Consider the following 13743-nt stretch of genomic DNA (forward strand, 5'->3'; position numbering starts at 1 on the left):
TTTTTAGAATATTTCTAGCTCTATAATTTTAGCTCCATACATTCAGTCATTCCCAAATTCATTAATACACAAGCCATTCAGCTTAAATCAACATCAGCTATTACTGCTTTTGCACCAAACTTTTCAGCCAAGATTTTAATGCCGCTGGCTTTAATGGTTTTGGCATATAACGTACATCTAATTGTTTACACGTTTCTTTTAAGCTCTCTTCTTTAACTGCTGTTATTAAAGCCGCAGGAATGTCCAAATTCCAATGCGATCGAACTTGTTGTATTAATTCTAACCCTGAGGTTGTAGACGGTACTAATTGATAGTCAATTAATAGTGCATCTGGGCAAACGCATTCAGATAATTGTAAATACTCACTGAGTGCTTCAACACTAGAAAAACATAAACAATGGCAGCTCCATTTCTCCAACAGAGACTTCATAGCATCTAAGTTTTGAATCTCATCATCAACACAAATAACATTTAAATGATTAAACTGACTAGATTCATGTTGTGCAAATTTTGATGTTTCCGCAACGAGATTAGAGTCGCCCAATTGAATACTGACACCAAAGCAAGAACCTTTACCAAAGCGCGATGATAGTTTTATTGGGCATTTAAGTTGTTCACTCATACGTTCAACAACACCTAAGCCTAATCCTAACCCTTTAATACTTCCGGTATGTGTGCGGTAAAAATCTTGAAAAACATGTTGATGATCTGACTCTGAAATACCTTCTCCGGTATCCCAGACTTCAATTCTTATCGTTCCTTTTTTTTCATGCCTAATACCAATTAATACTTTACCTTCATTAGTATATTTAACTGCATTTGATAGAAAGTTTTGTAGTATTCTGCGCAAATAAGTTGCATCGCAATACACAACAACATCATGCCAATGCTCAATAAAGTGGATCCCCTTATCTTGGCATTGAGCTGAAATTTCATCACATAAAGAGCGTAATACGCTAGATAGTTTAAAATGAGTAAATGTGGGGACTAAAGCACCTTGCTCTAATTTAGATATTTCCAACAAAGTCGCGAGTAAATCCTCCATTGCATATAATGACTGATCAACTTTATCTAAAGTTTGATGCTGGCTTTCGGTAAGTGAGTCTTCACTTAATGATGAAACATATAACCTTGCTGCATTTAATGGCTGCAATACGTCGTGACTCGCCAGTGCTAAAAATCGGGTTTTTGATGCATTGGCTTGTTCGGCTTCTTGCTTAGCTAACCTTAATTCTTGGCTAATTTCACTTATTTGATCGACTCGACGTTTCACCTTATGCTCAAGGTTAATATTAGCGTCTTTTAATGCTTGTTCAGTTTCTATAAAACTGGTGATGTCATTAAAACTTGTTACAAAACCACCATTAGGCAAGGGGTTTCCAACCATTTCAATCACACGACCGTCTGAGCGTCTACGGATAAAACTATGTGTTTGGCTGCTTTGTAAATGTGATAAACGCTTATTTACTAATTCATCAATTTCGCCATGACCGCACTCACCTCTTAATGCATTAAATTGGATCAAGTTTTTTACCGGCAATCCAACTTTTACCATAGATTTAGGATAATCAAATAACTCTAAATATTGCTTATTCCAAGCCACCAAATTTAAGTCTTTATCTATGACACTAATACCCTGGCTTAAATTTTCTAATGAACTAAATAGAATGGCTTGATTAGTTTTTAATGCCATCGTGGTATCGTCAAAGAAGTTCACAACATCTTCAACATCTAATTGTTTACCGGAGAGAACTATATTAACCAACGACTGAGCAGAAGAAGCGCCTAACACCCCAGCCAACATCCGTTCACAATATTCGACAAAGTGATGTGTTAATTCTTCAGTGTCTTTTAATTTAACAACTTTGGAACCTTCTTTAATCGCTAGCTCTTCTTGGTCTTGTTCATATTCCAGTAATAGTTGTTCACATCGACCATTACCTAAAAAGGTCATCAGCAAATCAGTTAAATCTTTTACGCTTGCGCTAGTATGCACCAACCTTTGTTTAGCAATCGGAACTTTAACATTTGGGTGCACAAACGCTGCGGCCTGAATTTTATCAATTAATCGTTCTTTGGCCATTAACGAAAATGCATAATAAGCCAAACAATTCACTATTAAACTTATGATCACGCCTTGGCTAATTATCCCACTATGTTGTGATACATCACTCGCTGACGCAAGTGGCATAAGTAGAAACATCAACCAACTTAAGAAACCAAGTGTTAAACCAGCGTAAACCCCATTAGCGTGACCTTTTCGCCAATATAAGCCACCAATAATAGCGGGTAATAATTGGATCACTAAAGAAAAGGCAATAAGGCCAATACTGTGTAACGAGGTTTGATTTGCCCAAGATAAATAATAGGCGTAAGACAAGAGTAAAATGGCACCAATAGTAAACTGTCGTAAAGGAACAACTTTAAATTTGTACATTCCTTGATCTAGTATTTGGTGGCTATCACGTTTTAATAGTAACGGCATAAATACATCATTTGTGATCATTGTACTTAAGGTTAGTGTCGCGACAATGATCATGGCACTAGCAGCCGATATACCACCTAAGAAAACAAATATAGTTGCCCAATGACTATTAACGTACATTGGTAATTCCATTGTGAAAATATCTTTATTAACACCTGTATCTAATAAAAAATAATGACCCGCTAGGGCAATAGGAATAATCGCAGCTGCTGTTAATACTAGATATAAAGGAAATAACCAACGCGCTGTTTGTAAGTTTTTTGAATCGCTGTTGTCCACCACCATGACATGAAACTGCCTTGGTAAACATAATATTGCAGCGCCAGCCATAAAGGTTTGTACAATAAAATCTAAGCTAAAAAATCGGTCTGTAGTCCAAATCGATTCAGGCATAGCAGGTAAATCAGCAATTTCTATTTGATCAAATAACGTTAATGCTATCCAAGCAGAAACCACTAAACCGAGTAGCTTAAATAAAGATTCAAACGCAATGGCAAAAATAAGTCCAGAGCGATACTCAGTAACATCCGCTTTCCTTGCTCCATATAAAATAGCGAATAAAGCAATTAATAATGCCGCTAAAAATGCTGAAGTATATTCAATACCAGTCACACTATCGTTTACTAAAGTAAGAGCTGAAAAACTCGCGTTAATGGCTTTAAGTTGTAATGCAATATAAGGAATGATGGCCAAAGTCGCGATAACAGTGACAATAAGCGCCGTTTGCTGACGTTTGCCATAACGAGCTGAAATAAAGTCAGCAATGGACGTTAAATTTTGTTTTTTAGATACTTGAACTAATTTGGCTAATATAGGATAACCAAATAACATCAATAAAATAGGGCCTAAAAGAATTGGTAAAAACTGCCAACCATCAGTAGATGCTGTGCCTACAGCTCCAAAGTAAGTCCAACTAGAACAGTATATGCCCAGCGCAAATGCGTAAATGATAGGATGATGAGTGATCTTTTGTGATAACGGATTGTTAGTTCTGTCGCCCCATCGAGCTATTAAGAACATTATCCCTGCATATATAGCTGAAACTATAATTATCACTGCTGTCATTAATTTTCCCTTATGCGTTATCTACACAGTACTATTTTCGTTACTGCAACATTTAAGTAAGCTACTAAATTAACACATCTTTTAATTGCATTCTGTTTGCTTTTTTCTCATCGATCATAGTCAAATACAACTCTGCTGTTGCGATTGCATCTGACAATGCATGATGTTGTTGATAAAAAGGTAATTTGGCTCGCTTTCGTAAATTAGCTAAGGTTAAATCTTGTGGTTCAAAAGGAAGGCCTCGACGATTAAATGCTTTATTAGCTAACACCAAAGTATCTATCATAGGTAATACAGGTGCGACACCATACAACTTTATGCAAGCTTCATTAATAAACTCACGTTCTATTTTATTAAAATGCACCAACATCACCTTACCTGCAATAAGCTTTAAAAACTCATCCATGACTTGCCTAAGGGATGAGCCTTTTTGACATTCAGAATCAGTAATTGTATGGATAGTGACATTCTCTGCATCAAGCGCTTGATCTATAGCAATGATCTCATGAAAACTTGAGCCAAGTTGAATTTGGCTATGGGACATATTTACGCAGCCAATACTCAATAACTTATCTTTTGTTGCATCTAAACCTGTTGTTTCAAAATCTACAGAAACAATATCAACTGACGACAATTTAGCATTCAACGCTGGCATTGGAACTGATAAAAAATCATAAAGACCGTTATCTTTTGATAAACGGTGTAATAAAGATAATCGTACTTTTTCATACTTACGATTTGCCGGAGTTAACAACCAACCTAAAGGCATTAGAGAACCGCCTGCCTTGCATCTTGCAAGGTTTTAATAACTTTAAATGCGTCTTTTAAATATGTACGTTCAAGACGAGAAATATCCCCAGGCGATAAATAATTATTAACCGGCAAACCCGCCAAACTTTTTTTCAAATATAAACCTAGTTTTAATTGAACCAAAAATTCAAATGCATCAATCAAACTAAGTGCCGATGAACGACTCACAACACTATTACCCGTTTTCATTTCTGCCACTTTTTGTAGTCTGCCTATTGTGCAAGTTTCTTCTATTCCAAGTGCTAAAGCATAAATACGCGCTAAGTCTACGATGGGAGCAATCGCATTATGTTTTAAGTCCATGGTTGATTTATTATCACCACTTTGAATTAATACAAAATCCCTAATAAAGCCTAACGGGGGTCTATGTGCTTGCATATTCTTACTTAAATGTGCCAAAAACAATGTGCTTTTAGTGGTTTTGCTCAGCACGTATTTTTTTATGTCACTAATTAAACTAACTTCGCCATACACAAAACTTAAATCAAAAAAGATACTAGAATTTAATAAAGCTTGTGGTGATGGGGTATCAATCCAAGCTCGAAAGTAATCAAGCCATACCTTTTGGGTTTGACGCCACTTAATATTGCTGGCCATAACATTACCAGGACAATACACAAAACCACAAAGGTTCAAGCCATCACAGACAAAATTGGCTAACTTTTTAAACCAATCAAAATGCTCAGGTAAGGCTTTATCACTAATGATCAAACCATTATCTTGATCCGAATACGCTAACTGCTCTTGCCTCGCTAAAGAGCCTGCCGAAAACCAAGCAAATGGAACCGGAGCTTGGCCTAACTCTTCTTGCCCCAACTCTATAAGTCTTACCGTAAGTGCTTTTGATAATGCGCTAATGCTCTTACCTATTTGTAATCCTGCTATGCCTAACTTAGTCATTTTCAATTGTACGTCAGGTAGCATTACACCGACTTTGACTAACTCATCCACCGTTTTAGCTCGGCGGATGACACTGATAAGATGCGCGGCATTTTGCGCTTCTTTGTGCATTAAGTCGGTAATGGTGATAACACCATGTAGCTGACTATTTTTAGTAACAAGTAAGTGATGAATATTCTTATCCATCATCATAATGAGTCCATCAAAAGCAATACTATTAGCATCTATGCTGTAAAGATCTTTGGTCATGATCTCACTAACTTTGGTGTTATACGGTAAACCTTCCGCAACACAACGCACACGAATATCTCTATCTGTGACTATACCCAAGTCTTCGATAGCAATTGAATTTTCTTGTTTTAAAACAACTAGACTGGAGTAGCCTAAACGAGTCATTTTTTCAGCGGCTTGTTGAACCGTCTCATCTTGCAAAATGGTTGCGGCTTGTTTGGAAATTAAATCACCAATCAAAGTATTATTTAACGGAGATGCATTTATTTCAGTAGCATGCTGGCTAATAATTGTTTGTTTAAGTCTTGTCTCATGTGAGGCAGTTAAAAACTGTATAACACTTGGATATTCGTCCACGGCAGATAAAATATCATCAAGCTTCAAGCAATAGACTAAGGCATCCTCTTCTACTACTAAGGTTGAGTTATTGTTTAAAATTAACTGACGGCATAAATCACCTTCACCGTATTTTTCAATGGTACTTGTTTCATTATTTATGCAGGTTCGTTTTACCAAAATGCCTTTTTTAATCAGTAATATAGTATCTTGCAACTCGTCATTATCTGTGAGCACTTGACCTGCTGTTACATAAGTAATAGTTATGTTTTTAGTTAATTCTTGCAAGACTTGTTTGGGCAAAATATCAAATGGAGGGATTTGTTGAACAAACATGACATGTTCTATTAACTCGCTATTCATCTCTTTCCCCTAAATCCATTCGAATTTGCAATTTCATTGCATATTAATTTTTACATGCTTTATTTTTAAAGGGTTAACGCTATTTTTACAAGATTTAAATCGCCTCTTTAGACTAAAGTTGAATACCGCATATGTGATCTCATTGTTAATGTAATTCTAGTTGGTTGGTGTATCAATGTTGTTGATAGTCTACGTGCTTAACTTTTATGATTCGGCTTTAACAGGGTTAGCTTCTAAGAGTTTAGTTTCCATAACAATGATATATCAAATCTCCCTTTGCAATTAACAGAGATTAATTTGGAGTAAGTTGTGGAAAATAAAACGTCATATTGGCAAGAAAATCTTCGCCTAATATTTATCTGCTTAATAATATGGTTTGTTGTGTCATTTGGTCTAGGCATTATGTTTGTCGAAGAACTTAACACAATACGATTAGGCGGTTACAAACTTGGATTTTGGTTCGCTCAACAAGGTTCTATCTATACTTTCTTAGGTCTTATTTTTTGGTATACCAAGAAAATGAATGACCTAGATAAAAAATATAATGTGGAGGAAGAATAATGGAACAGCTGAAACTCTTTACCTATATCGCCGTATTCGGCTCTTTCGCGTTATATTTTGCTATTGCATGGTGGGCTCGTGCTACCACAACTAGCGACTTTTACGTTGCCGGCGGCGGCATAACGCCATTACAAAATGGTATGGCCATTGGTGCCGACTGGATGAGTGCTGCGTCGTTCATATCTATGGCTGGCTTAATCGCTTTCCTTGGTTATGGTGGCTCTGTATTTTTAATGGGTTGGACAGGTGGTTATGTTTTACTCGCCATGTTACTCGCCCCTTATATGCGTAAACACGGTAAATTTACCGTTCCAGAATTTATCGCTGATAGGTATTATTCAAAAACAGCACGTATAGTTGCTGTTATTTGTTTAATCATCGCTTCATTAACCTACATCATAGGTCAAATGAAAGGTGTAGGCGTTGCTTTCTCTCGCTTCTTAGAAGTTGAATATGACAATGGTTTATACATAGGTATGGCGGTTGTTTGGGTTTATGCTGTTTTAGGCGGCATGAAAGGTATTACTTACACGCAAATCGCACAATATTGTGTACTTATATTTGCTTACACCATCCCAGCTGTATTTATCTCATTAGAATTAACAGGTAATCCAATTCCACAACTTGGTTTAGGTAGCACACTAGCCGATGGCAGTGGTATGTACTTGTTAGACAAACTCGACTTAGTAGTAACTGATTTAGGCTTTAAAGAATACACCACAGACAATATGGGCGGTTCAGTTAATATGTTCGCTTATACTCTATCGTTAATGATAGGTACTGCGGGTTTACCTCACGTTATTATGCGTTTCTTCACCGTACCTTCGGTAAAAGCAGCACGTTCATCTGCAGGTTATGCTTTAGTATTCATCGCGTTACTTTACACAGTTGCTCCAGCTGTTGGCGCAATGGCTCGCTTAAACCTTATGAATACGATTGAACCAGTTGCAGGTCAAAACTTAGAATATGCAGAACGTCCTCAATGGTTTAAAGATTGGGAAAAAACAGGCCTATTAAAATACGAAGACAAAAATGGTGATGGTAAAATTCAATACACGGCAAACAAAGAAACAAATGAAATGGTTAAAGTTGACCAAGACATTATGGTTCTTGCTAACCCTGCTATTGCTAACTTACCAAACTGGGTTATTGCACTTGTTGCCGCAGGGGGGATTGCAGCAGCACTGTCCACCGCAGCAGGTTTATTACTCGCCATTTCTTCATCAGTTTCGCACGATTTAATGAAAGGAGTCTTTACGCCTGACATATCGGAAAAGAATGAACTGTTGGCCGGCCGAGTAGTAATGACAATATCGATCATGGTCGCAGGTTACCTCGGACTCAATCCGCCTGGATTTGCCGCAGGTACGGTAGCGTTAGCCTTTGGTTTGGCTGCGTCATCTATCTTCCCTGCACTAATGATGGGTATATTCTCTAAACGTATGAACAGCAAAGCCGCTATCTGGGGTATGTGTTCTGGTATAGGCGTAACTATGCTGTATGTATTCCAACATAAAGGCATTATGTTTATCCAAGGCACTGATTTCTTAGGTGGTTTAGAGCCAAACTGGTTCTTTGGAATTTCACCTAATGCATTTGGTGTCATCGGCGCAGTTGTTAACTTTACCGTAGCATTTATCATACTTCAGTTCTCAGAAGATGCTCCTGAAGAAATTCAAGAGATGGTAGAAAACTTCAGAACTCCAGTGGGTGAAGTAGTTGCAGCACACGATCACTAAACTCTAAGCAACACCGTTCCTAGCTTGGCCTCTTTTTAGAGGCCTTTTTTTCTTGACCTTTTTGGTGAGCTATTGTCTTAGTTATTAACTTTCTTAACTATTTAATCTGACTCTTTTGATATAGTCTTTTACATGGCTTTTATTTTTACAGAAATTTTATATAAGCCCCTATATCGTCCTTTACAAAATCAATAACAATTAACGGATACGAAATGAACAAACATACCAAAACTGCATTATTTGTTGCACCAGTGTTAATAATTTTAGGTTATATATTGTCGGATATATACTTAGAGAACAATGCCTACAACGACAAAGTCGTTCAGCTATTACCAGTGGGTAATTGTGATATTCTTAATAAGTCCTGCGTGTTAGAGGCCGATGATTTACAAGTTAGTATTTACGATGAAAACGGTACTACCTTCATCAACTCTACATTTCAATTAACAAAAGCCACTTTATTTTTGGTTGATATAAACGGCCAAAGCACAGAAGTAAAACTACAAATGCACGACAATCCATTTTATTGGAAACAAGAAACTCAGTTGAGGCAGTTAACATCAAATTCAGGTGATAAGTACAAGCTAAGATTAATAGCCGAAATCAAAGGCGGAAAATACATTAGTGAGTTTTATACCAAAACGTTTTAAGTTGTAAAAGTAACCATCTAACACCAGGTTATTTATGTTTCGTGACTATTAATGAGAGTTTATAACTTTGTGTTTTATCTTAGCGTTTCTACTTTCGTGCTCTGGTTCTCTTTCCATTACTATAAATTTCAAATCCGTTACCTTTTTAAAGTCTGGAGGCGGATCCAAGTTTAGCCGTAGCCTTATTATTACGGCAACGATATAATCCCTTTAAATACACACTAAGGTGATCATTATGTCTGAGAAAAAAGTTAAATTTGAATTTGAAAAAGCCACCAAGAACAGTGTGCGCTATAAAGAAGTGCCCGAAGAAGGCATGCCACCGATCATAGGAAGTATCTACATACAGAAATGGTTTGCTGGCGATAGTAAAAACATAGAAGTGACTATTAATAAAAAAGATTAGAAATACCCCCTGCCATAAGAATGAAAGTTTGAGCACTAACTCAAACTTTTTATATTAAAACCATTCTTAATTTAATATTAAAACTAACAAAAACGCCCCGTAAATTTAAATAGCGATAAAAAACCATCAAATTCAAGTACATAAAACAGGCAATTTTTACGTTGATAAATACCAACTGGTAAAGTAAAATGCGCGCCAATACCGAATGGTAAGGTAGCGACCTTTTTTTCTTACCATTAATGACTCATTTATAACTATTTCTAATGCTGTATTAGCTTTACGTTAATTAAAGGAAACGTTACATGTCTTTGCCCTCTTTAATCGTCAATAACCTTGGTTATTTGAACTTATTTAACCTACTTCGTAATAGCGTCCGAGCACTTGCTGTTGTTACTTTAACTTTATCGCTGGCGGCTTGTGGCGGTGGTTCATCTAGTGGCGGTGACTCTAGTGACGGGGAAGTGATCATTGAAGACACAACAGCACCAGTTATTACGTTAAACGGTGAAAGTGAGATAACGATTGAATTAAACAGTGTTTATTCAGAATTAGCTGCGACAGCAACGGACGATACTGACGATAATGTTGAAGTTTCAATTACAGGTGAAGTCGATACTTCTACAGTGGGAACTTATATCATCACTTATACAGCGACCGATTCAGCGGGTAATATTGCAACGTTAACCTTAACAATTCACGTTGTTGATCCTGGCTTCCCTACAATTACCTTAAATGGTGACAACCTCATTGAGCTAGTTCATGAGAATACTTATAGCGTTTATAACGAACTTGGTGCGACCGCTTTTGATGAACAAGATGGTGAGCTTGAAGTTACTATTTCTGACAATATCGACATAAATACACTTGGTAGTTACACAGTTACTTACACAGCAACAGATAGTGAAAATCATGAAACTATTATAACGCGTACTGTTAATGTCGTTGAACCAACGCCATTTATTACCGTGTGGAAAACGGATAATTATAGACAATTTCCTACTTATGATTCAGATGATGACCAAATACGCATTGGTACGCTTGGTGAGGGATATAACTTTACGATTGATTGGGGTGATGGCACTGTTGAGTCAAATCAAACAGAAGGAAAGACCCACACATATGCTCAACCTGGCATTTATACGATAAAAATCACAGGCCAATTTCCAAGGTTATATTTTGATTCTGATCGTAGAGGGTATGACAATGACAAGTTATTATCTGTTGAACAATGGGGAAATAACATTTGGCAAGACATGACACAAGCATTTGAAGATGCAAGTTATGTTGTTTTTAATGCCACTGACAAGCCTAATTTAACTCAAGTTACTAGCATGTCTTCTATGTTTGAAGGCGCAACTTCTTTTAATAGTGATATTACTGATTGGGATGTATCTAACGTAACTAATATGGGGTCGATGTTCTACTATGCCCAAAACTTTAATCAAGATTTAACTAATTGGGACTTTTCACAAACCCAATATCTTAGTTTTTATAACGCTAGTTTATCTCGAGCCAATTATGATGCATTGCTTATTAGTTTAAGTAAACAAACGCTACAACCTGATCTAAATATTACAGTAGACGCTTATTATAGTGAAGCTGGTGAAGCAGCTAGAACCTTCATTGAAGAAACATACAATTGGACCTTTGACGATTGGGGACTATACAGTTCATCCATTCCAGATGATAGAGAACCGGATTCAATTGTAAATGGTGAGTCACTGGTTACTGTAGCTCTTAATGGCACTTATGTTGAGTTAGGTGTGATTTTTATTGATGAAGTTGATGGTGCACTTGACGTGGTCATCACAGGCGAGGTGGATACCAGCACTGTCGGTACTTACACGTTAACTTATACTGCAACAGATAATTCAAACAACTCACTTTCAACAAATCGTACTATAAGTGTCGTTGATATAGATGTAACTAAACCGACCATTATCCTTAAAGGTGATAGCTCTGTCACACTAGGGCAAGATGAAACCTATGTTGAGCAAGGTGCCAATGCTGTAGATGCACGAGATGGTACATTAAGTGTCACCATTACAGGTACTGTTGATGATAAAACAACGGGGACTTACACGTTAACCTACACCGCAGAAGATGCCGCCGGCAATATAGCAAGCGTATCACGTACAGTGATTGTTCCTGCCGATAACAGCGCCCCTATTATTACTTTAAATGGTGACTCAGTTATTAAACTAACTATTGATACCTCTTATACAGAATTAGGTGCCACAGCTAATGATTGGCGAGAAGGTGAAATTACCAACATCACCATTGATGATAGTGATGTTGAAATAGATACTATAGGTACATATACCGTAAGTTATAGTGCGACAGATAGTAAAGGTAATACTGCTACTGTTATGCGTACTGTAGAAGTATTAGACCCTGATGATACAGACCCAGTTATTATATTAACGGGTGATTCTACTATGGAGTGGACACAAGGATTTGACTATAGCGATTTAGGCTTTGCTGCGTTTGATGAGCGTGATGGTGACATTACCGTTGTAGTAACTGGTAGTGTAGACACTTCCACAACAGGCTCTAACACAATAACTTACACAGCAACCGATGCAGCTGGCAATACAACAAGCATAGACAGAACAGTTAACGTTGTTGCAGCTACCCCATTTATTACCACATGGGACATGCCTGCAGATGACTTAACATTAACCATACCAACAACTGGAACAGGTTATGATTACACTATTGATTGGGGTGATGGCACCACTGAAAATAATCAAACAGGCGATGCCACTCATACTTATTCATCTGAAGGTGTGTATACGGTAACTATTACAGGCCCATTCCCAAGGTTGTATTTCAGATTTGGTGGTAATGGTAATAATAAAGAATTACTAACCGTTGAACAATGGGGGAATAATATTTGGTCAAGTATGGAAAGAGCATTTTATAGAGCTGAAAACATGACGATGATGGCAACGGATATACCTATACTTCACCAAGTTACTAGTATGGCTAATATGTTCGACTCTGCCGATTCATTTAATGGATATATCGGCAACTGGGATGTATCAAACGTTACAAATATGTCGGATGCATTTAGAAGTGCCGAGTCATTCAACCAAGATATTGGTGGTTGGGATGTATCTAATGTAACCAATATGGACAGCATGTTTCACAGTGCATTTATATTCAACCAAGATATTAGCGCTTGGGATGTCTCAAACGTCACAAATATGGATAGCATGTTTTACTCTGCACGGGTTTTTGATCAAGATATCAGTACGGCCAATGGTTGGGATGTTTCAAACGTCACAAATATGGCCAGCATGTTTCACAGTGCATATGTATTCAACCAAGACATCGGTGATTGGGATGTATCAAACGTAACTGATATGAGTAATATGTTTAGAGGTGTCAGCCGATTTAATCACGATATCAGTGGTTGGGATGTATCAAACGTAACTAATATGGCAGGGATGTTCATAGGTGCGAATGCATTTAATCAAGATATTAGTACCGCTAATGGCTGGGACGTATCTAATGTGACCAGTATGGCTTCAATGTTTGCATCTAACAGCACATTTAATCTAGATATCAGTGACTGGGATGTATCTAACGTAACAGATATGCAAAGTATGTTTAATAACTCTAATTTTAATCAAGATATCTCTGGCTGGGTTGTCTCTAACGTAACAACGATGGAAAGTATGTTTGAGAACAATGATAAATTTAATCAAGATATTAGTATTTGGAACATATCAAGTGTTACGAATTTAGAAAGTATGTTTGAAGAGGCTTCTGCGTTTGATCAAAACCTTGGAGATTGGACCATGTTGAACGTAACATCAATAAATCGAATGTTTTACCTCAGCGGGTTATCTACAGCTAATTACGATGCTGCACTAAATGGCTGGTCTACTCAGGTATTACAACAAGGTGTATATTTCACAAGCTCTGGTAGCGTTTATAGCAGCGCCGGTGAAGCTGCTAGACAGTATATTATAGACACTTATGTTTGGACTTTCTCTGGTGATAGTTTAGAGCCTTAACAAATAACTTTTAGCTTTGATTCAAATGCCGCTTTACAGCGGCATTTTTGTTTTCAGTTTATTAACTTATTGCTAATAACCAGTCATAAAATCGCTTCCCATAAATCACTATTCATAAAACAGGCTTACCTGTCTAATAAAAAGCTATCAAATTCAAGTACATAAAATAGCC

The 13743-nt window shown here is 37.1% G+C and carries 8 protein-coding genes; 5 read left to right on the forward strand and 3 right to left on the reverse strand.

Annotated features, from left to right (window positions below; translation table 11 throughout):
* Window positions 1-100: 100 nt before the first annotated feature.
* The 3 genes from Q0940_RS07525 to Q0940_RS07535 all read right to left on the reverse strand — a co-directional run bounded on the left by Q0940_RS07525 (window position 101) and on the right by Q0940_RS07535 (window position 6190).
* Entirely contained in the window at window positions 101-3550 is a 3450-nt protein-coding gene (locus Q0940_RS07525; protein ID WP_299266440.1) for a PAS domain-containing hybrid sensor histidine kinase/response regulator, read from the reverse strand.
* Between the two features lie 64 nt (window positions 3551-3614).
* Window positions 3615-4319, reverse strand: a complete 705-nt coding sequence (locus Q0940_RS07530) for an exonuclease domain-containing protein (RefSeq protein ID WP_299266443.1) — start codon at window positions 4317-4319, stop codon at window positions 3615-3617.
* The gene (locus Q0940_RS07535; protein WP_299266446.1) at window positions 4319-6190 is read right to left on the reverse strand and encodes a DUF294 nucleotidyltransferase-like domain-containing protein; all 1872 of its coding nucleotides are present in this window, start codon (window positions 6188-6190) and stop codon (window positions 4319-4321) included. Before Q0940_RS07535 ends, Q0940_RS07530 begins: the two co-directional genes overlap by 1 nt.
* Window positions 6191-6499: 309 nt before the next feature.
* Between Q0940_RS07535 and Q0940_RS07540 the strand changes: the two genes are divergently transcribed.
* From Q0940_RS07540 to Q0940_RS07560, 5 genes are all read left to right on the forward strand, one after another.
* Entirely contained in the window at window positions 6500-6751 is a 252-nt protein-coding gene (locus Q0940_RS07540) for a DUF4212 domain-containing protein (protein ID WP_105050787.1), read from the forward strand.
* Window positions 6751-8490 (forward strand): sodium:solute symporter family protein, encoded by a 1740-nt coding sequence (locus Q0940_RS07545; protein WP_299266459.1) that lies wholly within the window; start codon window positions 6751-6753, stop codon window positions 8488-8490. The genes Q0940_RS07540 and Q0940_RS07545 overlap by 1 nt, the downstream gene beginning before the upstream one ends.
* Window positions 8491-8702: 212 nt before the next feature.
* Window positions 8703-9140 (forward strand): hypothetical protein, encoded by a 438-nt coding sequence (locus Q0940_RS07550; protein ID WP_299266461.1) that lies wholly within the window; start codon window positions 8703-8705, stop codon window positions 9138-9140.
* Between the two features lie 235 nt (window positions 9141-9375).
* A complete protein-coding gene (locus Q0940_RS07555; protein WP_299266463.1) occupies window positions 9376-9546 on the forward strand; it encodes a hypothetical protein in 171 nt (56 codons plus the stop codon).
* A 302-nt stretch (window positions 9547-9848) separates the two neighbouring features.
* On the forward strand, window positions 9849-13571 hold the full coding sequence (locus Q0940_RS07560; RefSeq protein WP_299266465.1) for a BspA family leucine-rich repeat surface protein: 3723 nt from the start codon (window positions 9849-9851) through the stop codon (window positions 13569-13571).
* The last annotated feature ends 172 nt before the right edge of the window (window positions 13572-13743 follow it).

It is taken from the genome of uncultured Psychrosphaera sp., from assembly GCF_947500655.1.
Classification (GTDB): domain Bacteria; phylum Pseudomonadota; class Gammaproteobacteria; order Enterobacterales; family Alteromonadaceae; genus Psychrosphaera.

Coding starts and splice junctions, on each gene's coding strand:
- Q0940_RS07550 (WP_299266461.1), top strand. CDS start 8,703: ATGAACAAACATACCAAAACTGCATTATTTGTTGCACCAGTGTTAATA.
- Q0940_RS07530 (WP_299266443.1), bottom strand. CDS start 4,319: ATGCCTTTAGGTTGGTTGTTAACTCCGGCAAATCGTAAGTATGAAAAA.
- Q0940_RS07545 (WP_299266459.1), top strand. CDS start 6,751: ATGGAACAGCTGAAACTCTTTACCTATATCGCCGTATTCGGCTCTTTC.
- Q0940_RS07525 (WP_299266440.1), bottom strand. CDS start 3,550: ATGACAGCAGTGATAATTATAGTTTCAGCTATATATGCAGGGATAATG.
- Q0940_RS07560 (WP_299266465.1), top strand. CDS start 9,849: ATGTCTTTGCCCTCTTTAATCGTCAATAACCTTGGTTATTTGAACTTA.
- Q0940_RS07535 (WP_299266446.1), bottom strand. CDS start 6,190: ATGAATAGCGAGTTAATAGAACATGTCATGTTTGTTCAACAAATCCCT.
- Q0940_RS07555 (WP_299266463.1), top strand. CDS start 9,376: ATGTCTGAGAAAAAAGTTAAATTTGAATTTGAAAAAGCCACCAAGAAC.